This window comes from Ditibartonella apihabitans, assembly GCF_002007485.1.
GTDB lineage: Bacteria > Pseudomonadota > Alphaproteobacteria > Rhizobiales > Rhizobiaceae > Bartonella > Bartonella apihabitans.
Window position 1 is genome coordinate 1880646 of the sequence record NZ_CP015820.1, and the last position, 26052, is coordinate 1906697.

23 protein-coding genes are annotated in these 26052 nt (G+C 44.2%); 16 read left to right on the plus strand and 7 right to left on the minus strand.

Annotation, left to right across the window (positions count from 1 at the left end; all coding sequences use genetic code 11):
* Window positions 1-930 precede the first annotated feature (930 nt).
* Both BBC0178_RS08470 and BBC0178_RS08475 read right to left on the minus strand, forming a co-directional pair.
* Window positions 931-1362: a carboxymuconolactone decarboxylase family protein gene (locus tag BBC0178_RS08470; RefSeq protein ID WP_078039830.1), complete on the minus strand. Its 432-nt coding sequence runs from the start codon at window positions 1360-1362 to the stop codon at window positions 931-933.
* Window positions 1359-1823: a hypothetical protein gene (locus BBC0178_RS08475; RefSeq protein WP_078039831.1), complete on the minus strand. Its 465-nt coding sequence runs from the start codon at window positions 1821-1823 to the stop codon at window positions 1359-1361. The genes BBC0178_RS08470 and BBC0178_RS08475 overlap by 4 nt, the downstream gene beginning before the upstream one ends.
* A gap of 447 nt (window positions 1824-2270) precedes the next feature.
* Between BBC0178_RS08475 and BBC0178_RS08480 the strand changes: the two genes are divergently transcribed.
* The 3 genes from BBC0178_RS08480 (at window position 2271) to pdxR (ending at window position 6410) form a co-directional block, all read left to right on the plus strand.
* Window positions 2271-3128, plus strand: coding sequence for an MFS transporter (locus BBC0178_RS08480; RefSeq protein ID WP_225868301.1), 858 nt, complete (start codon window positions 2271-2273; stop codon window positions 3126-3128).
* A gap of 49 nt (window positions 3129-3177) precedes the next feature.
* Window positions 3178-4389, plus strand: coding sequence for an ATP-grasp domain-containing protein (locus BBC0178_RS08485; protein WP_078039832.1), 1212 nt, complete (start codon window positions 3178-3180; stop codon window positions 4387-4389).
* A 584-nt stretch (window positions 4390-4973) separates the two neighbouring features.
* Window positions 4974-6410, plus strand: coding sequence for a MocR-like pyridoxine biosynthesis transcription factor PdxR (gene pdxR, locus BBC0178_RS08490; protein ID WP_210187163.1), 1437 nt, complete (start codon window positions 4974-4976; stop codon window positions 6408-6410).
* A 247-nt stretch (window positions 6411-6657) separates the two neighbouring features.
* Here pdxR and BBC0178_RS08495 read toward each other — a convergent pair whose 3' ends face one another.
* Window positions 6658-7464 carry a hypothetical protein gene (locus BBC0178_RS08495; protein ID WP_078039834.1) on the minus strand — a complete coding sequence of 269 codons (807 nt, stop codon included), beginning with the start codon at window positions 7462-7464 and terminating at the stop codon, window positions 6658-6660.
* Between the two features lie 648 nt (window positions 7465-8112).
* On the opposite strand from BBC0178_RS08495, the gene BBC0178_RS08505 reads away from it, so the two are divergent.
* From BBC0178_RS08505 to BBC0178_RS08515, 3 genes are read left to right on the plus strand one after another with little or no spacing between them, the layout of a single operon-like run.
* Complete coding sequence (locus BBC0178_RS08505; RefSeq protein ID WP_210187164.1) at window positions 8113-9024, plus strand: aldo/keto reductase; 912 nt, start codon at window positions 8113-8115, stop codon at window positions 9022-9024.
* Between the two features lie 52 nt (window positions 9025-9076).
* On the plus strand, window positions 9077-9886 hold the full coding sequence (locus tag BBC0178_RS08510; RefSeq protein WP_078039836.1) for an NADPH-dependent F420 reductase: 810 nt from the start codon (window positions 9077-9079) through the stop codon (window positions 9884-9886).
* A complete protein-coding gene (locus BBC0178_RS08515; RefSeq protein WP_078039837.1) occupies window positions 9886-11178 on the plus strand; it encodes an NTP/NDP exchange transporter in 1293 nt (430 codons plus the stop codon). The genes BBC0178_RS08510 and BBC0178_RS08515 overlap by 1 nt, the downstream gene beginning before the upstream one ends.
* A 163-nt stretch (window positions 11179-11341) precedes the next feature.
* On the opposite strand, the gene uraH is transcribed toward BBC0178_RS08515, so the two are convergent.
* From uraH to puuE, 4 genes are all read right to left on the minus strand, one after another.
* Window positions 11342-11788: a hydroxyisourate hydrolase gene (gene uraH / locus BBC0178_RS08520; protein WP_078039838.1), complete on the minus strand. Its 447-nt coding sequence runs from the start codon at window positions 11786-11788 to the stop codon at window positions 11342-11344.
* A 3-nt stretch (window positions 11789-11791) separates the two neighbouring features.
* Window positions 11792-12319 (minus strand): 2-oxo-4-hydroxy-4-carboxy-5-ureidoimidazoline decarboxylase, encoded by a 528-nt coding sequence (gene uraD, locus BBC0178_RS08525; protein WP_078039839.1) that lies wholly within the window; start codon window positions 12317-12319, stop codon window positions 11792-11794.
* A 98-nt stretch (window positions 12320-12417) separates the two neighbouring features.
* Entirely contained in the window at window positions 12418-13020 is a 603-nt protein-coding gene (locus tag BBC0178_RS08530; protein ID WP_078039840.1) for an ureidoglycolate lyase, read from the minus strand.
* Window positions 13021-13059: 39 nt separating this feature from the next.
* A complete protein-coding gene (gene puuE / locus BBC0178_RS08535; RefSeq protein WP_078039841.1) occupies window positions 13060-13980 on the minus strand; it encodes an allantoinase PuuE in 921 nt (306 codons plus the stop codon).
* 649 nt (window positions 13981-14629) lie between these two features.
* Between puuE and BBC0178_RS08545 the strand changes: the two genes are divergently transcribed.
* The 10 genes from BBC0178_RS08545 (at window position 14630) to BBC0178_RS08595 (ending at window position 25873) form a co-directional block, all read left to right on the plus strand.
* On the plus strand, window positions 14630-16072 hold the full coding sequence (locus BBC0178_RS08545; protein WP_078039843.1) for an FAD-dependent oxidoreductase: 1443 nt from the start codon (window positions 14630-14632) through the stop codon (window positions 16070-16072).
* A gap of 710 nt (window positions 16073-16782) precedes the next feature.
* Window positions 16783-18075, plus strand: a complete 1293-nt coding sequence (locus BBC0178_RS08555; RefSeq protein WP_078039845.1) for an ABC transporter substrate-binding protein — start codon at window positions 16783-16785, stop codon at window positions 18073-18075.
* A gap of 44 nt (window positions 18076-18119) precedes the next feature.
* Entirely contained in the window at window positions 18120-18893 is a 774-nt protein-coding gene (locus tag BBC0178_RS08560) for an ABC transporter ATP-binding protein (RefSeq protein WP_078040433.1), read from the plus strand.
* Window positions 18894-18948: 55 nt separating this feature from the next.
* The gene (locus BBC0178_RS08565) at window positions 18949-19677 is read left to right on the plus strand and encodes an ABC transporter permease (protein ID WP_225868303.1); all 729 of its coding nucleotides are present in this window, start codon (window positions 18949-18951) and stop codon (window positions 19675-19677) included.
* 52 nt (window positions 19678-19729) lie between these two features.
* Window positions 19730-20674: a LysR family transcriptional regulator gene (locus tag BBC0178_RS08570; RefSeq protein ID WP_149867460.1), complete on the plus strand. Its 945-nt coding sequence runs from the start codon at window positions 19730-19732 to the stop codon at window positions 20672-20674.
* 223 nt (window positions 20675-20897) lie between these two features.
* Window positions 20898-21719, plus strand: coding sequence for a bifunctional allantoicase/(S)-ureidoglycine aminohydrolase (locus tag BBC0178_RS08575; RefSeq protein ID WP_078039848.1), 822 nt, complete (start codon window positions 20898-20900; stop codon window positions 21717-21719).
* 327 nt (window positions 21720-22046) lie between these two features.
* The gene (locus tag BBC0178_RS08580; protein ID WP_078039849.1) at window positions 22047-22307 is read left to right on the plus strand and encodes a ribbon-helix-helix domain-containing protein; all 261 of its coding nucleotides are present in this window, start codon (window positions 22047-22049) and stop codon (window positions 22305-22307) included.
* Window positions 22304-22615, plus strand: a complete 312-nt coding sequence (locus tag BBC0178_RS08585; protein WP_078039850.1) for a type II toxin-antitoxin system RelE/ParE family toxin — start codon at window positions 22304-22306, stop codon at window positions 22613-22615. The genes BBC0178_RS08580 and BBC0178_RS08585 overlap by 4 nt, the downstream gene beginning before the upstream one ends.
* 300 nt (window positions 22616-22915) lie before the next feature.
* A complete protein-coding gene (locus BBC0178_RS08590; RefSeq protein WP_078040434.1) occupies window positions 22916-23950 on the plus strand; it encodes a dipeptidase in 1035 nt (344 codons plus the stop codon).
* A gap of 711 nt (window positions 23951-24661) precedes the next feature.
* Window positions 24662-25873, plus strand: coding sequence for an MFS transporter (locus BBC0178_RS08595; protein WP_078040435.1), 1212 nt, complete (start codon window positions 24662-24664; stop codon window positions 25871-25873).
* The last annotated feature ends 179 nt before the right edge of the window (window positions 25874-26052 follow it).

Below are 26052 nucleotides of genomic sequence, written 5' to 3' on the forward strand. Positions count from 1 at the left end.
CTGAATCTTCTATTGGTCGTCGTCTGTTTATAAGGTGCGAGACGATCTTGCTATCTTCACTTATCAACCCGATCTTCGCTTTTCATCCCGCTCCTTGGCAAAAGTCCGCGTCAGACTGCTTCAAACACTTCCGCTCACTTGTCTCAGCCATCAAGTTCGAAGAGATCAACACTCCAGCACAATGCTTGTATGGCACTGAAGCAGATCTTGAACACATATTACCAAAAGATCTTAAGCGTTTGTCGGGGCGCATGGCGGTTAAGTCTAATCAAATCTGTTTCCGAACAAGCCCGAGAACGTGTTCACACTTACCATCAAAAAATTGTTTATGTTGACATGTTACAGCGTGAGGAATCCCGATCGCTCCCGAACAATAGCAAGTCATTCCTATATCATCGCCCGAAAACCAGTAAGTCCAAGATACGATCGGACAACTTCCATCTTCAAATGAGAAATGAAGTTTGCGTCGACAATTCTGATATTTTCACGTCTTTCAATGTTTGTTAGATCAAGTCTGGCTATCCGCAATACTTGAAGAAAACGCAAATTTCTCGGCTGATCCACCAAGTATATCAAAATGTATTTTTCTATTAATCGTAACGGGTCTTAAAAATAAACTATCGAGTGCTAAAAATGAATAATTCGTGCAAAACAAAATTCAACAAAATAAAAACAACGTATTTTTTATAAATTTTATCGTCTCAATACCATTCCACAATGCTTTTAAAGTCTTCATGGAAAGAATTTAATCAAAAGCTTTTATAGACCTTTTGCTCAAGCGCCGGTCATTTCTGTTTCAAGATAGATCTCGTCTCTATCCTGATTAAGCGCTTAAAGCTTTAGAAAAGAAATGACCAGCGCCTCAACTAAAATCCGTAAAATGACTTATGCTTTACTTACCCAACTATTCAACATTGCCGTTAATGTGCCTCACTGGCGCATAGAAATGGCAAGTCTGTTCATTCCATTCATCAGCGATATTGCAAATGTAAGGTCTGATATTTCTTTGTCACTAAAGACCTTTTTTAATGCCTCGTAGGACTCGTCATCGGCGTGACTTGTCGATATGTTTGTTAACTGCTCTGCCCAGTTCAGTGCTGCTTGTTCTTTTTCAGAATATTGGTCACTCACACGCCAACCGGCCACTTCGGATATGCGGCGCTGTGTTTCGCCATCTTTTAGCAAGGAATTTGTATGGAGATTGAGGCAATATGCGCATCCATTGATTTGAGAAACTCTAAGATAGACCAGTTCAATCAATTTTTGTTCTACAACGCTTTTCTCAAGGGCGACTTTCACGGCTCTAAAACCACTCATCAGCTCTGGTGACAAGTCAAAATATTTCAATCTGAGATTTTTCATATTCTCTTCTCCTTATTCTCATTATTGTCTGCAAAATATATTAATAACGAAAGCGCAAAACAAACTATAACATTAAAATTAATCATCATTTTTATACTTTGAAAAAATGACATACTTATAATAAATAATATTAATATAAATATATTCGCAATGTTAATGATTTTGTTATTTGCGTTGATAATATATGATAAAGCGATGACTGCCTCTAAAACTGTGACCACCCAACCAATAACAGGAATCATGTTTTCCGGAGCCCAGGGACACAGTATTGAGACATGTTTAAAAAATTGGGTCATCGAGCCCCATGAAACACCTGTTTCACCGAAATGACCCCAAAAACCGAAACGGTCAAATACAGCCGAAAGATAGCTGATAGCTAAACTGACTTTAGCAAAATATATTCCCCCTTTAGCAAAAAATATGCCCCGCCTTAGCGTAGACGATTTGCCAAAGTCAAACATGCGTCACCATTCTCAAATTCTGTGAATGAGACAATGTCGCAAACCCTTTGACAGCGATAGGGACATATCGGGACAATTTGATAGGGACATATGTATTTCGGTTTCGAACACAAAAAATGCATTGTAGGGATATGTCTTTAGAACAAACGTAAAGATCTGTTTCTTGTCTTTTTGACCTCGAGCGCTGTCATGGAAATTATGAATCCACATGCCTACAGATTTTATTCAGTGCTCGTCCTTCTTTATTTTTCCGATATGGTGTTGTTGCTTTCCAATATCTGGAATTCTCTTCGGGTTACAAATTCACCATTATTCCTTGGCTGCATACTCTCGATAGGCGTGATATTTCCATTAATCTTAAAAAAATTGGCACGTGGTCACGAGCAGAAATCGATAAGTTTAGCCGGCCTTTATCTTCGAAGAATAATTGTATTCGCGGTGATATTGGTGGAAAGCCTATTTTCTATTGCCGACACGTGGATTGGTTTTATCATCACATCGCTTTGCATTGGTTATCTTTCCCTACTCACACTGACAGTACTGGAAGCGGCAAACACAAAGCTTGTTCTTCAGGGACACATCAGCTCGCAAATGGCATCCAGAACGATGCAGACAATCGTTCAGCTCGGTTCCTTTTTCGGAGCGATGGCGAGTGGATATCTGTTATTGTTTCTAAATTATAATAAGCTGATTGCGCTGATATGCATTTTCGACATCATCGTCAGCGCAACAGCACGATTTATTTTTTCCGAAAAATCCGGAACAACAATTGAGGAAGCAGATCGACCAGCACATTTCTCAGGAAAGCCTCTCGCCAGAAGTCTGATTTATCTTTGTATCGTCATTGCCTTGGTGGGGCTTCATATTAGCGCATTCAACGTCCTTACGCCGATCATTTTTCAAAAAGTAAAAAATTTGAACAGCGAATATTTTGGCTTATGCAGTGCCGTAGCTGGCCTTGGCGCTTTCTCGGCAGCCTTTATCAACATCGGCTGGTTCCGGCTTTTGATACCGGCCATAACGCTCCTTCTTGCGGATTTGATTTTTACCCTCTCCTGGCATCCCTATATGGCGATCGTGGCGTGCTTATTTATCGGCTTTTCAATAAACACCATACGCATTCACGCACGTAAAACAGTCATCGATAAGACCAGCAGTGACAACGAGGCCGATCAGGTAAGTAGCGTTAGTGCGCTTATGTATACTTTAGCGCAGTCCATCGGGCCGATGGTTTTTGGCATCCTGACCGGCAGCGCCGTTCTGGGGCCTATTCAGCAATATATCTTTTTCCGGCTGTCGCTTTGATCATGTTTGTTTGGATAGTCTTAGTCAGAAGTTCATCGGGAGCAACGGAATGAATAAAAATTGCGTTATTATTGTTGATCCGATGTCAACAGGTGCTCTCTATGCCCCTTTAATATCGAAACTTGGATATTTGTGTTATTGTGTTCAGTCTGACCCAAATCTTCCCCCCAAATTTGCGAATAGTTTTACCGGTGAAGGTTTTTTCGACAAAAATTTATATTCGGCTGACGAAATTAAAGAAAAGCTCGGTTCTAACGATGTGTTTGCGGTCTTATGCGGCGCTGAAACGGGTGTCTACTGCACAGAAGCGCTTGCCGATTATTTCGGCACTCCAAGCAATGATGTACATCATACAAATTGGCGCCGTAGCAAGATTGACATGCAGAAGCGCCTCGAAATCAATGGCCTAAAACATATCAAGACAATTAAGATCACTCGGGAAATGAAGGATTTTCCAATATTTTCGTCTCCAACCGGATATGTATTAAAACCGAACGAATCCTGTTTAACCGATGATGTTCTGTTTTTTGAAAACCCTGATGACGTGAAGCAGCACATCAAAGAAATCGACTGGGATAGAACAAATGCTGTTGGCCAGAAAAACACGTCATTTCTCCTGCAAGAAAGACTGACGGGCGATGAATATGTCGTTGATCTCGTTTCCTTCAAAGGAGTGACAAAAGTTTGTAGTTTATGCCGGTACAGAAAAGGAACGCATAATAACAGCCATTTTGTTTATGAAGCGCTGGAGGTTCTGGACCTGACAATCAAGGACTATGCGCCATTATTGTCCTGTGCTGTCGAGTGCATCAAAGCTGTCGCTATCGAATATGGTCCGGCTCATCTGGAACTTATATGGACAAAGACAGGTCCGGTGATGGTTGAAGTCGGAGCGAGATTACACGGCGGCATTGCCCCGCTTTTGTTCAACGAGTGCTATAGTAACGGATTGCTCGAGACGGCCGTTTCTGTATGCTCGGATAACTTCAATTCAAAACCCGCAATTCTTGGAACAAATGGGCGTATCATCTTTTTGATAAATGAAAAAGCGGATAGACATGTCAGCGATACGTCACGCTTGATCAGAGATTTCCAATCTATTCCGGGTGTTTCCACTGTAAAACTTTTTTTCGGTGACAATAGTCCCATCCCGTTGACCACCGACTTGGCCAACTGTCCCGGTATTATTACCGCCGTTGCAAAAGATACCGCGGCTTTGGATGTCATCGAGAATAAAATAAGAGCGCTCTTTGCTGAATGAACCACTTCTTTGGTCCAAAAACCTATGGTCCAAGAATGATCGCTTGAATAGGAGAGTTCACTTTGGCACGCGGTAGGCTGTGCTCTTGATGGCGTCTACTACCGTATTAATAATTCTGCTACCGCATGAAAAATAGAAAACGGCTTTTTCTACGCTTTTTCGGGCGTCACTTCTTCGGGCGCGTCCGGGTATCAATCAGACATGTTTCGTTTTTGAAAAAAAAGATGCAAAAAATACCAAACATGCGTTCATTTTTCTTATGAAAACGACATTGTCCCGCCAACCCCTCTGCCATTCGTTAAACTCATGATGCCGACCTCTTGAAGAATGCCTTTACTTTCAACCGATGACGGGAAACCGGATTGTGATGAGCCGTGGGTCGCCTCGTCATGATTATAATTCGTTTAAGGCATTAGAGGCAAAGTCGGGCAGAAAAATCCGCTCTCGCTCATGTTTAAAATTTTCGCGCTACTCTTCACCGGTTTGACCCATTCAATGCGAATATATATTCTTTCTAAAATCGATTGTTATGAATGTTTCTGACGGCGAGGAAACGAATGTCAAACGGGCTTAAAAACGTAAAATTGACGGGCACAAGCTATTCGCCCAAATCGTCTCGCGCAGGAATTGGTGATAGCCTCTACCAACAGATTATTAATTTAATTGATAGCGGTACTTTTCAAATAGGACAGCGCGTACCCTCGATCAGGGCTCTTTCGCGTGAACTGGGGATTGGAAAAAACACCGTCGAAAGCGTATATAGTCGCCTCATTGGAGATGGTTATCTCGTCTCCAGAGGGCCTGCCGGCACATATGTTGCAAGCCATTCCCTCGCCCCTGAAAGCTCGTCAAAAAAGACTAAGACCAATTCCGTAAAACATCGGTCCATTTATGCCGAAGGAACGGCCTTCAAAAAGCTCCAGATCGGTTTACCGGCCATTGATTTATTTCCCGCAAAATACTGGAGTGGTCTTCTCAAGCGAAAGATTGCTGAAACGCATAACTCGTTATTTTATCCCCATTCGACCGGGCTTAAAAAGCTAAAAGAAAGCATCACCCGTTACGTCGGGCTGTCCCGTGGAATCGTTTGCGAACCCGATCAGGTCTTCATCAGTAGCGGCTTTCGCGGAGCTTTAAATTTGCTCATGCAAGCTCTTGGTGAACCGGATGACACAGTCTTTTTGGAAGACCCGTGTTTTCCTCCCACTTTGGATATTGTTAAAAGTTCGGGTACACATATTGTCGCAGTTCCTGTTGATCATAACGGAATGCAAATTTCTGATGCTTTGAAAAAACATCCCGACGTTAAATTTATTATCGTCACAGCCAATCATCAGAGCCCTCTCGGCTACGCTCTGGGAGATGATAATCGAAACACCTTATTAGATTGGTCGGAGAAAAATGGTACATTTATCATAGAAGACGATTACGATAGCGAATTCCGATATGATAACAAACCACTACCGGCTCTCACCAGTCTCAATAATCATAGAAACGCCAATATGATCTATATTGGTAGTTTCAGTAAATTAATTAATCCTGACCTAAGACTAGGCTATTTTATTGTTCCAAAATATATGGTTCCAAAAATAACCGATTTTTATCAAAGATGGATAGATGGATTTCCAATATTAAATCAATCTGTATTATCCGAATTTATGGATTCTGGTAATTTTGCCAAACATTTGAACAAAATGAGGCTTAATTATAAAAAAAGACAAATATTTTTACAAAATGCATTGAATAGATATGTTTCCGATATATTCCATGTAAAAAATTTCGATCACGGACTTAATACATTATTGCTATTCAAAAATCGTGTTGAGTGTGACGATCTGGAATTAATGACAATTGCACAAAAAGAAAATTTTGGAATTGGCTGCATTTCAAACCGGCAAATAGAAAGAAAAGATTTGAGCGGATTAATATTATCCTTTTCTAATTTGAAAACCCAGGAAGAGGCATATAAAATAATCTCGGATTTTAATCGGGTCATCAGACCATACGTTTCTTCCAAATAAATATTTTTATATTTAAAATTAAAAAAAACAACAAATTCACGCTTTAATTCCACTGCAGCCCCCCCTCAATGAAATGGCTTTGGAAAGTGAATGATGAATCATTTATGACATGAATTTACACTTATATTTTTTATTTTCTTCATCCAGTTCGAGATTGGCAAGAGAAAATTGTGCCCTGTTGGATGACTGTGCGAGTTAAAGAAGAAACGGAGAACCTATGTAACCCTTAGCAGCTACCCGAAGGTGGTTACCCATTATTAATCTTTCCATTACTTTTAAAACGTCGCATCTTAATGTCGCCTTTTGCGTGGTTACCTCTATACCAACTCTCTAAACCACCATAACTTTCCAAATTATCAAGAGCCTTATTAAACTCATCAGGTAAAGTATCGAATTTACACAATGATGTTAGTTTATTAATGACAGTATTTTTATCAACTGTTTCCGCTATATTGCCACTCATACTCCGAGCAAAACCTAAGGCGGACTGCGCTATAGCATATACTACGATCCATTCGATTACACGACTACACATCGTTTGACAATTATGTGCCATTTTTGAGCTGATGCCCTCACTCGTTGTGCTTTCTGCGCATCCATTTCTAGTCAATTTAACCCAAACTTCTTCATCGTCGTCTTGTTCTTCCCCAATAGCAACCTGAAAACTCTGGATAATGTCAGTTAAACGCTTTGAAACAGTGCCTTTACTTAGCTCGATCGCTTTAGCTATTATTTCAACATTCGCTTCAGGAATATCCGAAAAGTCTAACCGTTTTCCGTCTATAATCACAGGAGGCTTGGTTTCACAGACGAAGTGTAGGTTAATGTTGCGCTCCGCAATGACCATCAGTGCAGACAAACATCTTAATAGGCGTGGTTTTACTGCCCTTAGAGCATTATCCCGTGCTTCCTCTGCTTGCTTTGCCTCCCGGGCAACCTGTTCTTTAGCCAATTTTTCATTTGACTCTATTTGCTTCATAACGGACCGCCAAGCCACCACAGCAGCAACCAACGTCATTAACCCGCCTATAATGTTACCAGCAAAGCCACTCATCCAATCGTCTGGAATCAATCGAAAAACACATGCCAATACTTTAATTAATATTAGCCCGGAAACACAGCCAATGAGTAAGTATACTAACTTCTCCGATTTACACATTTAAAGACACATGCCTTATTTCAAGAATATTTTGTCAGTCTCATTATATAATAAGATTCCAAAGATTTAATAAAGACTGTGCATGGTTTTTTAAAAAGTTTCCACTCTTTAACTGTGGGCTCCTGAACTTGGAAATAGAACCACCTGTCAACGGGTTTTTCTAGTTTTTCAGTCCCAATAAAGAGGTTGACCAAAACAAACCAGATAATGACTACCGCAAGTAAGAATGTAAATAAACGCTGCTCCGTTATGCGTTTCTCTCAGGATTTTTATGCAGCTAATATGTCGCCTTTTATCCAGACAACGTTGGTGCCCCTTTAAACTGCCTGCCGTCGTAGGTAAAAAGATAAACATTGGCGAACAGTGTTTTATCAACATTATTGACGGAAGCGAGGTAATCGTATTCGTCTTCCAATCGTTAATAAATCTAACGGGCAAGTTCATTCATGATTTTCATTCATCGTTCAAATGAACAATAATATCTTTCTCGTTTTTGAAAGCTCGATTATACTTGCTCTCAACAAAAATAGGAAAGGCGCTAGAATGGACATAACACGTCGACAATTTGCTATCGCCTGTGGTGCAGCTTTCATGGTTAGCCCGACAATTTCGGCAAGAACACAAGCCACAGCTATAAAAAACCCTCCAATCCGTCTTAAAACCGGCCGGATGATCCCGACGCTTGGCATGGGAACATGGACACTTGCAGCCGGTCAACGCCCTCTCGAACAGGAAGAGGAAGCGCTTGCAACCGGTCTTGATCTTGGCTTGAACCTCATTGACACTGCCGAGCTTTATAGTTCCGGTAAAGCTGAAGAAATGGTTGGCCGCGTCATCAAAAAGGCCGGAACAAAGCCTTACGTGGTTTCCAAAGTCATGCCTTCGCACGCAACAAAAGCCGAAGACATTCGCAATGCCTGCAAAAACAGCCTTCAACGCTTGGGATTAAAGCAGATGGATCTTTATCTTTTGCATTGGCGTGGCGGAATTTCAAACCTCAAAACTGTGGTTGATACGTTTGAAGAATTAAAAAGCGAAGGTGCCATTGTCGATTGGGGCGTTTCCAATTTTTCCGTCAATGACATGAATGATCTTTTCAGCCTTGAAAAAGGCGACCAATGCGCAACCAATCAGGTGGAATATTCACTTGTTGACCGCTCTATCGAAGGTGGCCTTCTCGATTGGTCAAAAAATAACGCTATGCCGATTATGGCCTATTCACCACTTGGCTCCGGCAAGACACCGCTTTTGCAAAACGCGGTGTTAAAAGACATCGCGCAAAAACATCAAATGACTGCTGCGGCAATCGCAATCGGCTGGACAATCCGAAACAATTTTACCATTTCCATTCCCCAATCAGGTTCGCCCGCACATTGCCGTAAAAACAGCGCCGCACTTTCTCTTCATCTTGATGAAGACGATCTTGCCCGACTTGATAAGGCTTTCCCGATTTGAACAAGAAGGTTTCCCGTTCTGGACAACAAGGTTCAAGACAAGAAGGTTCAACATGTCTCTTGATCGTCGTTTTATATTGAAATCGGCTTTAGCTCTGTCTCTTGCAGAGATTTTTTCGCTGTCCAATGCTTTTTCACAAAATACAGAAAATTCGGCAGGTAAAACTTCAAATTCATCCAAAGCAGAAACAATAAATGATAGCCCCGCAACAAAAACGGAAGCTGATGTCAAAAATCTTAAAATCGGGGTCATTGGTGCCGGCTCGCTTGGCGGAACCGTTGCAACCCTCCTTGTGAAATCCGGCCATTCGGTGATGTTTTCTTCGCGCCATCCGGATGAGTTGCGGCGCTTGACAAACCCGCTTGGCGAAAAAGCTTCAATTGGCACGCCGCGCCAGGCGGCAAATTTTGGTGATGTTATTCTTGTTGCAGTGCCGTTTTCGGCCTGGCCGCAGATCGGCAAAGATTTTGCCGCCGAAATGAAGGGAAAAATTGTTATTGATGCGACAAACCCGCCTTTGTGGGGAGGAGATTTAGAGCCTCTTTCAATTGAAGCGAAGAAAAATGGCGTTGCCGAAACAGTAAAAAAATATGTGCCGGATGTGCGCCTTGTGCGTGCTTTTTCGGCAGTTGACGCCACAGTCATTGAAGATTGTTTCAATAAACGAATAGAAGCTGTTGGTATGCCGATCGCTAGTGACGATGAAAAAGCATTGCAAGTTGTAGCCGAGCTTGTGCGCGAAACCGGTTGCGAACCTGTCATGACCGGCAAACTTGAAACAGCGCATATTTTTGCTCCCGGCGAGCCGGGTTTTCGTGCCCACCTTCCGGCAGATAAATTGCGAAAACGCCTTGGCTTATAATGATAAATAAGCTGCAACATATATTTGAACATCTGTTCGCGCTAAAAGCGCATGAAACAGTTGCTTTTCTAGGTGGCTTTTTCACACTTTTTCTTGTCTTTTGCAGCTATTTCATGTTGCGGCCGGTGCGTGAAACATTCGGCATTGCCGGTGGTGTTGATCACCTCTCATGGCTTTTTACTGCCACTTTTTGCGCCATGTTTCTCGTTGTGCCCATTTTCGGCTTTATCAGCCAGAAAATTAAAAAGACCAATCTCTTTATCTATTCAACACTCTTTTGTAGCCTTGTCATGCTTGGCTTTACGATAAGCCTTTATTATAATAGCGGCAATGTTTGGGTGGGGCGCGCATTCTTTGTCTGGGTGTCGGTTTATAACCTGTTTGTTATTTCGCTGACATGGAGCTTTTTGGCCGAGGTTTTTACCAAAGAACAGGCACAGCGCCTGTTTGGCCCCCTATCGGCAGGGGCAAGCCTTGGCGGCATAACAGGCCCGCTGATAAGCGCATTTCTGGTTGAAAAAGTGGGCTATGCGGGGCTGCTTTTAATTTCGACAGCGCTGTTTTTATCAACACTTTTTCTCTGGCTTTTTCTCGTGCACTGGCGAAGTGATTTTGGCCGCGGCAAAGACATGAAACAAAACCTGCACACGGGAACCGAAACGGAAAAAGAAAAAAGTGAAACCTATTCCGGCATATGGATTGGCTTGAAACTTATCGTGCAATCGCCTTATCTCCGCCAAATTGCCGTTTATGCCATTTTCACTTCGGCCGGAACCACTTTTCTTTATTACGCGCAGGCGCGTCTTGTTCAGGCGACCTTTAGCAATCCCAATGAACAGACACAGTTTTTTTCCATTATGGATGCGGTTGTGCAAACCTCGTCCATTCTTATCCAGATGTTCGTTACCGCCCGCATTGCAAAAAAATTCGGCGTGACATTCTTGCTTGTGAGCCTGCCTGTCATGATGGTGATCCTGTTTGGCCTGCTCGGCATATTCTATTGTTTTCCGATTTTGGCAATTGCGATGATATTGCGGCGTGTGGGAGAATATGCACTTGCCCGCCCTGCCCGTGAAATGCTCTTTTCGGCAGTTGATGAAAATTCGCGTTTCAGCGCAAAAAACGCTATTGATACTTTTGTCTATCGCGGGTCGGATGCATTCTGGGGCTGGATTGATACGCTTATGAACAACCTTGTCCAGCCGCCGGTGATTATGCTGCTTGCACTTATTTTATCCTGTCTCTGGGCAATTTCGGGAAAGAAAATCGGCAAGCGTTACGACGAACTTTAAACCCAAGAGCGCTAAAAAATATTCAACAAGCCTGGAACAAGTGCTCACAAACTTATGCCTGAAAAAGGCGGCGAGAATGATGTGCGCGTCTCATTATATCCGGTCATAATATCTGGTCATAATATCGGGTCTGATTTTTCAACTGCATATCGAGCTTGATTTTTCAACTACCGCGATAGGTCGAATAGCTCCACGGGCTTACAAGAAGCGGCACATGATAATGGGCGGTGTTATCGGCTATTGAAAAGCGTATGGTGATTTCATCAAGAAAAGGCGGGTTATCAAGTTTTGCGCCTTGGTTTAAAAAATAGGCAGCCGTGAAAAAATGCAATTCATATTGCCCTTTTTCCATTGCCTTTTCATCAAGAAGCGGTTTTTCCGTTCGCCCGTCCTGATTGCTCTTTGTTTCAACAAGCAATTTTTTGACGACGGATTGCGTTTTTTCCCCCGCCAAATGCGTTTTTTCATCCATCCCATGAGGTTTGTTTATTGTCCTGTTATTTTCGTTTTCCGGAACATTTTTTCGGCAAAGCTTGTAGAGTTGAATTTTGACGCCGGAAGCCGGTTTTCCGGATGCTGTATCAAGAATATGGGTTGTCAAACCGGTCATATTTTATCCCTCGCTATCGATGAGATCTTCAAGCCGCAAGCGCGCAATGCGGAAGATTTCCGTTAATGCTGTGGCTTTTTCTTCATCTTTATCATTGTTCAAGCGCTTTTTCATATTGGCGAGAATGGAAAATTTGTCATGGGCTTTGCCGCCATGCCCCCGCACGGCAATAATAAAGGGGAAGGAAAATTTTGCACGATAGGCTTCATTCAATTTCTGGAATTGATCGAATTCATCTTCACTCAAACGATCAAGCCCTGCCCCTTTTTGTTCTTTTTCCGATTGCGCCGTCAATTTTGATGAACGGGCAAGCTTACCCGCAAGATCGGGGTGAGCCAAAATCAACCTGTCTTTCAACTCTTCCGGAGCTTGTCTGACCGCTTCGACCATGGCTTCATAAAGCGCATCGAGATTTTCAAATGGCCGTTTTTTCGCAACACTCTCCCCCACCCAAGGGGAATGCTCGAAAATGCCGCTTAAACAATCAATAAAAGCGGCGGCTCTAAGAGTGTTCAATTGTTCAATTTTCACGGGGTCTTTTTTCCTTAATTTGTTTGCCGGTATTTTTGTGTCTTCTGATATTCCACTTATTAAAGTTCTTTAAAACGCAAGTTCGCTAAGTCTTTCCGTCATTTACCAAAATCCGGTAAATGGCTTATTTGCCAAGCCTCATCTTGATAAAAATATTCTTCAAGATTGTTTTCGACACCACCGCGATCAACCACATAAAAATCGCTTGTCTTGAAAAGTGCAAGAAGCGGAAAATGCCAGACATTTTTATGATAATTAACGCCGACACGTGGCGGACAATAAAAGGCTTGCGGGGCGGAAGGTTTGCCCCCTTCATCCTTTGCCACAACAACGAGAAACGGATTGTCGCCCACTGGCAAAAATGCCTGCGAGCCATAAGGGTGACGCTCCATCATGTCGATGATTAAGGGAAAACTGATCGGCAGAGACCGGAAGACATTGATGAGAACGCGGGACTTTTCCCCCTCCGCTTCAACCTTTGCAAGATCATGAAAACGGGTTGCCCGCCCCTGATTGATCGGGATCATAACCGGATTTTTTTGGTAAGCCGAGCCTCTATTATTTTCTTTACCCATTTGGTCGGGCGCAATTGTTTCTTCCCTCACGTCGATTACATCGCCAAAAGGAGAAAATTCGGCTTTTCCGATTTTTAAAACGGCAAGCTCGTGCAATTGTTTTTTATGATTTTTGTGCTCGACCATTGTTTCCTGTTCTCCGGTTTTTCTTATTCTGTTTCAGGCTTATTTGGCCGGATGCACTTTTTGCCAATGGCGAGCAATATCTATTCGCCGCGCAATGTAAACCGACTTTTTGGCTGCCACATAATCGAGAAATTTTTCAAGTGCCTTTGCCCGCCCCGGATGGCCGACCAGTCGGCAATGTAAGCCGATAGAAAGCATTTTCGGCGCGCCTTTTTCACCCTCTTCATAAAGAACATCGAAACTGTCTTTCAGATAGTTGAAAAATTGTTCGCCACTGTTGAAACCTTGCGCGGTTGCAAAGCGCATATCATTGACATCCAATGTATAAGGAATCATCAGAAACGGCTTATCAATGCCTTCCACCCAATAGGGAAGTTCATCGGCATAACTATCTGACGAATAGATAAAGCCCCCTTCTTCCATGGTAAGCCGCAAAGTATTGATTGACGGTTTCCCCTGATAGATTCCATATGGGCGTTCACCCGTTAGTTGTTTCTGGATGCGTATGGCTTCGCGAATGTGAAAACGCTCTTCCTCTTCGTCAACATCCTTATATTCAAGCCAACGAAAGCCATGGGTGGCAATTTCCCAATCGGCCTCGACCATGGCTTTCGCAACAGCCGGATTGAGTTCCAAAGCCTTGGCTACGGCAAATACTGTAAGCTTCATATTCCTTTCGGTAAAAAGCCGGTAAAGCCGCCAGAAACCGACACGCGCACCATATTCATACAAGGATTCAATATTGAGGTTGCGCTGCCCTTCCCAAGGAACTGCGCCGACAATTTCGGACAATAAATGCTCGGAGGCTTTGTCGCCATAAAGGATATTGCTCTCTCCCCCTTCTTCATAATTGATGACAAATTGTACCGCAATTTTTGCCCCGTCCGGCCATTCGGGGTCTGGCGGGTTCGCCCCATAGCCATAAAATTCACGGGCGCGATAGTCTTTTAGTGATTGCATGGTTCTTCTTCCCTAAAGAACAAAATTGAAAACACTGTCCGGAAGTCGAATGGAATTTCCGCATCTGAACAGTTGCTGAAAATATGAAAAGCAAGAGCCATGCCACTTGGCTTTCGGGGCGTAAATGCGCCGATATTTCAGGAAAAGTTTTTGTGCGTGTTTTTCCTTTCCGGCAGTGCTTTTTATCTGTCCGCTTTCATCCATTCCGCCAGTGCTTTTTATGAGAACGTAATGCCCTTCCGGTGTTTCACTTGATTGTCGGAGCCTCGCTTAATTGCGGCGCAGCAGACCGCAGAGATCGTTTCCGTTACTTTATTTACCCAAAAATAAAATCAATACTATTGAACAAAGGATGAACTGGCGAAAAAGAAAAAAACAAAACGGAAAACAAGCAAAATAAAAGCCCATTTATACGTGCTGACCAGTGGGTTATGCTTGAAATAACAGCAAATTATATTTGATTTTGCCTAATTTTTAATCTTGACAACTTTCTGCCTTATATTTAGCCTTTCAACCACCGGCAAAAGCGTATTTGCGGGTCGATCGGGTCGATCCGGACACAAAGTGTCATCCCCGTTTTAAACCGGCAGCCAAGGTTCTTTTAAAAGCCGGAGCTTGTTCCTTGGCCTGCCAATAATGGGGAATAGACATGCCAGAAAATAGCGAAATAAATCTTGCCAAGCTTGAGCGACAGGCAAAATACGATCTTGAATGTTTGAACTATCCTGCCCGTCAATGGGTAAAACCGAAGACATATCACGGCAATCCGGTGAAGGATGTTGTGATTATTGGCGGCGGACAAAGCGGTTTGACATTGGCGCTACAATTGCGGCGGGAAAGCGTTACAAACATTGCCATTCTGGATAAAAGTGAAGCCGGCTTTGAAGGGCCGTGGCGCACTTACGCCCGTATGCACACATTGCGCACACCGAAATATGTGACGGGGCCCGATCTCGACATTGGCAGTTTGACAGTGCGTGCCTGGTGGGAAGCGCGTTTCGGGCATAAATCCTGGGAAGAGCTTTATAAAATACCGACCAATCTTTGGGCAGAATATCTCGACTGGTTGAAAAAAGTTACCCATATAGAGGTCACAAACCGGACAATTGTAACCGACATAGAGCCGCTGCAAGATGATGTTTTTGCAGTTCATATCGAAAGAAACGGCAAACCCGATATGATCTATACGCGCCTTGTGGTTTTAGCGACCGGTATTGAGGGAAGCGGCCAATGGGTTGTGCCGGATATGTTCAAGGATGCTCTTGACAAGAAAGTTTATGCACACACGGCCGAAGCAATCAATTTTGACAAGCTTGCCGGCAAGCGTGTTGCCGTTGTCGGTGGTGGTTCATCCTCTTTTGACAATAGTGCCACAGCTTTGGAACACGGTGCAAAATCGGTAACGCATTTTGTCAGACGTTCCATTTTGCCAACAGTCAACCCTTACCGTTTTATGGAATATAGCGGGTTTTTGCGCCATTTTGCCGATCTTGATGACAACAAGAAATGGCAGTTCATGAAATATCTCTTCGATGTCAACCAGCCGCCGACACAGGATTCCTATTTACGGTGCACAAAATTCTGCAATTATGAATTGAAACTTGCAAGCCCTATTAAAAGCTGCCGGATGGATGGAGACAAGCTTGTTCTTGTCACACCGCATGAAAGTGATGAATTCGATTTTCTGATTGTCGGCACAGGCTTGATTATCGACCTTAAAACGCGGCCGGAAATTGCCCGTTTTGCCGATAAAATCGAAACCTGGGGCGACCATTTTACCCCACCGGCGGGCGAAGAACATGCGGTGATTGCAAGCTGTCCTTATCTTGGACCAAACTTCCAATTTCAGGAAAAGGTGAAAGGTGAAGCGCCTTATCTCAAACGCATTTTCACTTATACTTTTGCCGGTATGCCAAGCCTTGCCGCATCGGCCGGAATTTCGGCTTTGAAATTCGGCGTGCGGAGACTTGCCTATGGGGTAAGCAGTGAATTGTTCTGCGAAGATGCCGATTATCATTATGACCTTCTGAGATCATTTGACGAAAAGGAATTGACAGCACCCCAGCCGGTCGCCATGGGAAAAGCAGGTTAAAAGCCATTCGGGTGAACGGATAATTGGCAATTGCCAAAACCGGCTTGACCTGAAAAGTAACAGGAACTTTCATGTTCCTTTCAATCATTTAGAATCGCGCCCCTTGTGGCGCGATTTTTATTGTTCTTATGTTTGATTTTTTAAGCTCTGATTTCACTCTTCCCCCGCTCGAAAGTCGAAAGCAGTATTAAGAGAATTTAGAGCAACCCGTACGAATTTTAAGAACGCTTAATAAAAGCGCAGAGACTGCACCGGAGCCGGTCAATAGTGTTTTTTCAAATCATTGATTTTATTTGATCTTTTTATTCTTTCATTTTTTCTTTTTTAAAATTGCATAAAATTTAATCAATAAATAAAAACGCCTATTTTTTAAGTTTTTTCTCTTGTTTTCAGATGTTGTTCGTGTAAGTCTTAGGTCGTCGGAAATAAAACCGGTTTTCTTTTTTAAAAGAAGAAAAGAAACATCTTCAAAGAGAGAGAATAAGGTTTTCCGGCAAATACAGGATGACACTATAGGTTAAAAAATACGCTTGGTTTCGTAAGTTGAATATCTATACGCCGCCTTTCTTGTGCTGATTATCCGGTTTTTTGAAAACGGATAATACCCGACAGCACAAATGGCATAACTCAAAATTGTTCATGATGCCCGTTCGGTTTTTCGGGTTTTTCAAAAAAACCGGAATGCTTTTTTAAGCGGGGAGGAAAAGTCCATGCAGGCAAAATGCCGAAACAATAGCGACAGTGCTTTTTATTCCCTCCCTTGCACCGGCTCTTCACGGGACCTCACTTTTTGCCCCGACGGCCAAAAGACAATTGCAACTTCGAAAATACAACGCCTCGAAAGGGCGGATATAAAAAGCTTTATTCGCAAGCAATTCAAACAAGCATTTTCGACTTTTAAACACGCTTTTCCGCTTGCCACTTTTTCAGCAGCCAAAGTTGCTTTTAAAAGTCTTTTTCCAAGAAGGCTTCTTTCGGCCAGTTTTCTTTCATCAAGCCTTCTTTGTGGGAGTTTGGCGCTTCTTTTGTTTTCTCAAACGCTTGAGGCCAAAGAGGTTCAAAAGGCCCCTGACAAAGTGCGTTTTCAACTCGACTGGTTACCCGGTGGCGATAAAACCGCGATTTATGTTTGTGTGAACAAAGGCTTTTGCAAATCCGAAGGGCTTGATGTTGCCATTGAACCCGGGCGTGGCGGCAATGATGCCATTACCCGCATTGCTGCCGGAGTGAGCGATGTGGGGGCAGCCGACATTACTGCGCTGATGGCGGCGCGCGCAACAGCAAATGTGAAGGTAAGCGCGGTTATGGCAATCTTCAACAAAACGCCACATGCGTTTTATGTCCTTTCCGATAGCCCCATTCAGAAAATCGCCGACATAAAGGGAAAAGCCGTTGCCACCTCGCCTTTTACCGCTTCCAATCTTTTCTTGCCGCCTTTCCTGAAAACGCAGAATTTATCCATGGATGATATTGCGCTTACACGCGTCGACTCCGGTGCTTTGGGGCCGATGTTGATAACAGGAAAGACCGATGTGATTATTGCTTGGCTCACCGATTATACGCGTTACGAAGAACAAGCCAGAATTGCGCATAAAGAAATCAGAGCCTTTCCGTGGGTGGAAAGCGGCCTTGATCTTTATGGCAGTTCGCTGATTGCCGCAGACAAATTCATTTCCGAGCGCCCCGAGGTTCTTACCCGCTTTATCAAGGCCTATCGCCAGTCAATCATATTCATGCATGAACATCCCGATGAGGCGGTCGATGCGGTGATGGAAAGTGTTCCCGAACTTGATCGGCAGAGTGTTAAAGGGTCACTTCAGGATACATTGAAGCTCATTTACAACGACGAAACAGATCAATACGGCCTTGGCACTTACCGCCGCGACAAGCTTCAACGCACATGGCAAAAAACGGCCGAAGCTTTAAACCTCGACCCCGATGCGATGACTGCTGAAAGTGCCGTAAAAACCGGTTTTTCCGAAAATCTGGAGGGCTTCAAATGACACCAAGCCAATTGCAATCCGTTGAAATGAAATCCAGCAATGCGATTTCTCCCCCCTCTATCCGCTTTGAAGGGCTAAGCCAGTTTTTCACAACATCAACAGGGCGAACAGAAGCCCTTCACAACATTAGTTTCGATGTTCGCTATCACGAATTTCTTGCAGTATTGGGTCCTTCCGGTTGTGGCAAATCCACGCTTTTGCGGTTGATTGCCGGACTCTTGAAACCGACACAAGGCAAGGTGGAAGTTTTCGGGATGCCGGTTACGGAGCCGCGCGAAGATGTCGGCATTGTTTTTCAGCGTCCGACATTGCTGCCATGGCTCAATATTGTGGACAATATTACTTTTCCCATCAAACACAAGTTCGGCAAGGTCAATTCCGCCGATATTGATAAAGCCCACGAACTTGTGCGCATGATCGGTCTTACCGGTTTTGAAAAACGTATGCCGGACGAATTGTCGGGCGGTATGCAGCAGCGGGTCGGCATTGCCCGTGCGCTTCATCTCGACCCTGATATTTTGTTGATGGATGAACCGTTTTCCGCCCTTGATGCGCTAACCCGCGATGAAATGGGTTTTGAGCTTTTAAGAATTTTTGCCGACAGGCCGAAAACCGTGATGTTCATTACCCATTCTGTCAATGAAGCTGCCATTCTTGCCGACCGTGTGCTGGTTCTCGCCGGTCGTCCCGGAACTGTTTTAACCGAACTCGACGTGCCGCTCGGACGGCCACGCAACGCCGAAACTGCAAACCAAAAGGTGGTCCATGACTTCGCTCACACCCTCAGAAACCTCCTCATCAAGCCCAAGCTCGCTTAAGAGGAAAAAGATAAAGCTGTTTCACCTCTCCTCGCTGCTCTCTGGCTTACCGGCAGTGTTGCTCATTGTGGCCATTCTTGTGATCTGGCAAATAGCGGTGACGGTTTTTGCCATTCCCTCTTTCATCCTGCCGGCGCCGGTTGAAATTTTTAAAGCTTTCCATGTCATTGATGGATCGCGTTGGGCTGTTCATATATTTGCAACCTTGCGGGTGGCACTACTCGGCTTTTTTGTATCCATTCTGATTGCCTTGCCGCTTGCTGTCTGTCTTATCCGCTCGCCGCTTTTATCAAAAACGGTTTATCCATTGTTGGTCATTATCCAGTCGACACCGGTTGTTGCCATTGCACCGATTGTCATTGTCGCCTTCGGTTCAGGTGATTTTCCGCGCATTCTCATCACCTTTCTTATTTCGTTTTTTCCACTCGTCATTGCCACCTCGACAGGGCTTCTTTCTACACCGCCCGAACTTATCGAATTGTCAAAATCGCTCCGCGCACCGGTTCGCCGTGAAATATTGCAAATCCGCCTGCCCTATGCCGTGCCCTATATTTTCTCGGCCTTGAAAATTTCCATTACTTTATGCGTTATCGGTGCGGTTGTTGCCGAATTTGTTTCGGCCGACAAGGGCATCGGTTTCTTCCTCCAGCTTTCCACCTCGATTTATAAAATACCGCAAGCCTGGGCGGGGCTTTTTGTGCTGGCTGCCATTTCGCTTATCTTGTTCCAACTTGTTATTTTTACCCAGAAACTGTTTTTCCCATGGAGTATCAAAAAGGGTTGAAATTAGGAAAGCTCCAAAAGAAAAAAAACGGACAAGGGGGGGATTTAGCATTTTGCAACACCGTTTGATGAAATATCTTGACGAGGTGGCGCGTTCCGGCTCGATACGGAGTGCCGCACAAAAGCTCCATGTTGCCGCTTCTGCCATCCAGCGGCAAATAAAGCTCTTTGAAGAAGAAATCGGCACGCCGGTTTTTTCCCGCAGCCATAAGGGGCTGGAACTCACGGCCACCGGCGAACTGGTGCTTGGCCATATCCGCGAAACAATGCGCAATGAAGAGCGGATGTTGAGCGAGATTAAGGCTCTCAAAGGTGTTATCCGCCAGAATTTGACAATTGTATGCGAAGAAAATCTCGCTAGCACCCTTCTTTTTTCGGCAATTGTCGACTTCCAGCAAAACCATAAATCCACCAAAATCAATGTATTGACGGCGCAAAATGAAGATGTGCAAAATGTGCTTCTTGATGGCAAAGCCGATCTTGCTTTGGCCTATGACATTGAAAAGCAGCCCCGTTTTGCAATTGATAAAGAGGTGAAATGCCCGCTTGGGCTTTTTCTTCGTAAAGGTCATAGTCTCGAAAAACGTTTGCAAGGAAAAACCAAAGTCAATCTTGCCGAAATTATCGGCGAAGCTTTGGTGCTTCCCGAAAAAGGCACAAAATTGAAATCGCTCATCGAAACGCTTGGGCCCCCGCTTGTGACCGCTGTTCCGATTGTCGAAACATCATCCATTCCATTGATCGTTGAGCTCATTGCAACGGGAAACTATGTTTCCATTTTAAGCCGCACAGAATTGCCGGAAGGGTTTGACAACGAATTTCTCTTCATTCCCGTGATTACCCATCCGGCCTACCGCATTTTGACATTGTTCCACCAGATAAACCGCGTGTTAAAACCGGTTGAACAACAGTTTCAACATGTATTGACGAGAAAAATGAAAGAAAGTCTTAGCCGACGCAATCAAAGCTTTTCCGGAGAAGAAAAAGAGGCAGATTGAATATTATGGACTCTCTTTGCCATCGCTTAAAAGAAGGTCAAAGCTTATCCGATAAATTTTTTAGAAAACTTGACCGACGAGACGCGCAAAGCAACGATAAATTCGAGCAAATTTTTGAAGCGGTTTTAAAAGCTTTTTGACGAGCCGGGCTTGCGATGAAAGAGACTTTTTAACAAGTGAGACTTTTTGAAAAAGCGTTCACAAAAGAGGAGATATCAACTCGATGAATGAGAAAGACTATTATTTTCCGCTTGGCGGATTACAACCACGTTCCGAACTTTTAAGCAGCAAAGCGACCTTCAAAGACGCCTATATGGTGATGCCCGCTTCTGTCATGACGGATATCGTCACAAGCCAATTGCCGTTTTTTACGAAATCCCGCTTCTGGGTGTTGGCGCGCCCGATGACAGGTTTTTCAGAAACATTTTCCCAATATATCGGCGAGATCGAACCTTCGGGCGGCTCAACACATCCGGAAAATGACAAGCGTGCGGAAGCGGTCTTTTTTGTGACCGATGGTGCACTCACCATTGTGCTTCAAGGCAAAAAACATGTTCTTCACAAAGGTGGCTTTGCCTATCTTCCAGCGGGGCAAGATTATCAATTACTTAATGAAGCAAAAACCACCGCGCGCTTTCACTGGATCCGCAAGGCTTATGAAAAAGTTGAAGGGCTTGATAAACCTGATGCAATCTTTTCTTCCGACCAGCAAATAACGCCTGCCGAAATGAAAGGCCATGAGGGTGTATGGTTGACAAGCCGTTTCATGGATATGAACGACATGCGCCATGACATGAATGTTGCCATTGTCACCTTTATGCCGGGCGCCCATATTCCTTTCATGGAAACCCACGTTATGGAACACGGGCTTTATGTCTTGCAAGGCAAAGGCGTTTATCGGCTGAATGATGATTGGGTGGAAGTCGAAAAAGGCGATTTTATGTGGTTGCGCGCATTTTGCCCGCAAGCCTGCTATGCCGGCGGGCCGGAACCATTCCGTTATCTCCTCTATAAAGATATAAACCGGCATGCAAAACTCTGGTAAAGCGAAACTCTGGGTTGTCGAGGCGAGACTTTGCGAAGGCAAAATTTTGGCGGGCAAAACTTTAGTAAAGCGAAAATTTTCGAAGCCAAAACTCTACTCATGTTTTGAAATTGCGAGTTTTGAATAGCAAATAGCCGTTAAAGCCATCCATGCTTTAAAATGCTCATCGTCGTCGTGAGGAATCGCCACATCTTGTCTTCAGGATGTTCAGGTCACCTCGTGGCAGTTTTCGATAAGCAAATCGGGTGAACGGTTGTGGTGACTGTTGCAAGCTCTCCTTGACTTGTCTTCAATATTGGTTATTTGTAATACAATAAAGGAGATCGCATGGCTCGCACAACAACAATGACAGTACGCATTGGCGAAACACTGGGTGATTATGTTGCCCGCCAGATAGGCGATAACGGGCCTTATGAAAATGTGAGCGAATATGTGCGTGATCTCATAAGAAAAGACAAGGAACGCCACGACGAACAGGCGTTTAACCGGCTGAAAGCCGAGTTGCGGCTTGCGTTTTCCGAACCTGACGAGAGTTACGTTACTGCTTCGGCGGCAGACATTATTTCCAGAAACAAGAACAAGTCATGAGCGGTTTTCGGCTGCAACAGGCAGCAATTTTCCGTCTCGACGAGATCTATCGGTACACGTCAAACAAATCGGGCGCGGCACGGGCGGAAGACTATTTGAATGGTTTATTCAACTGTTTTCAGGTAATTGCCGATGGTCAGGTGATGTCCCGACCGATACCTGCCGAATTTTCCGTTCACGGCTATTTCTATCACTTTAAACATCATTATATCTATTGGAAAAAGCTGAAAAACAACAATACAGGTATCGTCACAATATTGCATGAGCGCATGCACCAGATCGACCGTTTTAAAGATGATTTTATCTGAAACGCGAAAAGAGTGCCCGTGTGAAGACAGCTTTGATTGGCTGGAATCTTGATGACGAGCTTTTAAAATTTTCATAAATATAGGGCTTGGCATAAATAAAAATCTTGATGCAAACCCAAGCTTTCACTGCCCCACGCTTAAACAGGCAATGACGGGAAGTCAGCACCTCAAGCATGTCACCGTTATCAGCGCGGAGTGTGTTGTCTCGTTATAATCAAACTTTTGTCAGTTGCTGTTTTAAATCTCTATAGTGGCGTATAAGAATAATGATTGAAAACACATTCTGATAAGGCAATTTTTATGGCTGAAACACTCATCCAATGTTTTGACGGGCACAATGACATTCTCTCCAAAATCCGCGACGAGAAAAACCTTGACCCTTCGGCTTTCATCAATGGTTTTGAAAGTGCAGAACTTGACCTGCCAAAGGCTGAAAAAGGCGGCCTGATTGGCGGGCTTTGTGCGGTTTATCCGCCATCGGTTGATCTTCATCCCGATAAAAACGGTGTCTATCCCGAATTATTGTTAAAAGATGCAACAAAACCCACCATGGAAATGGCAAAGCTTCTCCATGATATTGAAAAACTCAAACCCGAACGTTTCAAAATTTGCAAAACCGCGCGTGATATTAAAGAGGCAATCAAGGCGCACCAGTTTGCTGCGGTTTTTCATATTGAAGGTGCGGAAGCCATTGGCGAAAATCTGGAAGAGCTTGCCCGCCTTTATCAGGATGGATTGCGCAGCCTCGGTCCCGTCTGGAGCAGACCCAATATATTCGGTTTCGGAGTGCCGTTCAAATATGGTTCGACCGGCGACATCGGACCGGGCTTGACAGAAACCGGCAAAAAACTTGTTCGCGAGTGTAACAAGCTCGGCATTATGGTTGATCTTTCTCATATGAATGAAAAAGGCTTCTGGGACATTGCAAAATTGAGCGACGCGCCGCTTGTTGCTTCCCATTCCAACGCCTATCACTTGAGCCATCAAAGCCGTAACCTCACCGATGAACAATTGCGCGCTATCGGAAAAAGCAAGGGGTTGGTCGGCATCAATTTCGGGGTCAAATTCCTGCGCGAAGATGGCGAACGCAACCGCGACACACCGCTTAAAACCATTATCAACCACATGCGCTATATTGTCGATATTGTCGGTGTGGAACATGTGGGCCTCGGTTCGGATTTCGATGGCACAACAATTCCGAATGAATTGCATGATTGTTCACAATTGCCGAAGCTTGTGGCCGAAATGGAAAAATCCGGTTTCAACCATGACGAGATCGAGAAAATTACCTCGAAAAACTGGATCTCGGTTCTGGAACGGACTTGGGGCGAATAAAGCGTTTTGAAAAGCCAATGCATTCGGCCGGTTGAATTGCATTAGCAAAATATGTTTTTGCTATTTACGGCATAAAGAAAAAGACAACACTGGTACGTGAACCGGTGTTGCCTGCATTGAAATACCACCGTGCATCAAAACGCTACAGTTTTAACGGGAATATCTTTTGTCTCACTAAAGTTCTGGCGAAGATACATTTTCCTTTAACAATTTTGAGGCTCATGGCAACCGCCCCGCTCAGGAAAAGAATTTTTCCAGCGTAGCTTTCAAAGCGATTGCGGCAAATCTTTGCGGATGAATTCAACGCCTCCCTTTTCTCTATGCAGCACAAGCGAGTAAGCGCATTATATTTACATTTTTCCAATAAACCGAATGGGACTGTCGCGCTTCTTTTTTCTTCCCGCCGATAGTCTTGGCAAAATGGTCAGGATTTTAATCCATCAACCGCATTCCTGAAAAAACAATCAGAATGCTTTGAACAGAATTGATAACGCGTTTCATTTGAACAATATCTGCTTGCGTTGCATTCGTGTTTTTTTGAGATAATTTTGCTTTTCCCCTGCCAATCAGGCAGAATGGATAAATAGTTTTTCAAGCAGCTATTCATCCCACAATAAACGGCATTCATTTAAAGGCTGCAGAAATTGACATAAGCACGTGATGTCAATAGATGAAGGAAACGCCTTTGAAGGGCGCTTGAGGACATTTGTCATGGCCAATATATATCGTGAATTATTCAGAAAACCCGGCACTGTTGCCTTTTCGGTAACGGGGGTATTCGCACGTATTCCGATATCGATGATTTCGATCGGCATCATGACGATGTTTGCCATTGAAGGTTTGGACTATGCCACCGCCGGTCTCGTTTCGGCAAGTTATGTTCTCTCCAATGCCATTATTACGCCGCAAATATCAAAACTTGCCGATGAATACGGGCAAGCCCGTGTGGCGCGTCCGGCACTTTTTATTTCTTTTCTGTCGCTTTGCGGCTTGTTGATTGCCGCACATTATAAAGCACCACTTTTCATCTTGATTATTGCCGCAATTCTTATCGGTTTTATGCCGAGTTTCGGTTCTTTCGTGCGCACACGTTGGTCGCAACTCTATCATGGTTCGCCGCTTTTGCGTTCGGCTTTTGCCTATGAATCGATTGTTGATGAATTGATCTTCATGGTCGGCCCGATTATTGCGATCGAGCTTACAAACCATCTGTTTCCGGCTGCCGGGCCACTTGCCGCCGGTCTTATCATGCTTATTGCCGGCCTGGTCTTTACCTTACAAAAATCGACCGAGCCGGTCGCCCATGGCAAGCGGCAAAAAGGCTCCACTTCGGTTATCCGGCTTTTTTCGATTGCGCTATTAACAGTGATTATGTTTTGCGTCGGTACTATTTTTGGCACTGCGGAAATTTCGGCCGTGGCGATCGGCAAATCGCTGCAACAGTCAAATTACACTGCGCTGCCACTTGTGCTTTATGCGGCCGGCTCTTTCATTGCCGGCATTGTTTATGGTGCACTGCCCGCGCGCATGACATTGTCAAAACAGCTTCTCGTTGCCACAGCCATTGCAGCGGTTACAACATTGCCACTCTTGCTTGTTACAAACTTATGGAATTTGAGCATCGTACTTCTCATTGCCGGTGCCGCCTGTTCACCCACAATCATCATTGCCATGTCATTGATCGACACAATTGTGCCGCCAGAAAAACTCACCGAAGGCATGTCGTGGGGAATTACCGGAATGGCAATGGGTGTTGCAGCAGGAGCTGCCATTTCCGGAAAACTGATTGATGCTTTTAACCCCGAAAGCGGCTTTTATGTTTCCATTGTCGGCGGCTTTCTTGCGTTGATTTTAACGGTTTTCGGGCAAAAATATCTCAAACCCAAAACACCAAAGCCGAAAACCATTCTTGAAAATTCCTGACTAGAGCGCGCTTCCGGCCTTTCGCTGTTTCGTCACTCTCTTCAAAGTCCACCAGCTTTGGCAGATTTTGCTTTAAGCCGCTTATTCTTGGGCCTCCCTTCAAGCAGCTTTTTATCCCTTGCCACAAAAGAGCTTTTCTCCCTCTTTTTTGCTCTCTTTTGAAGCAAGCTTTTCCTGTT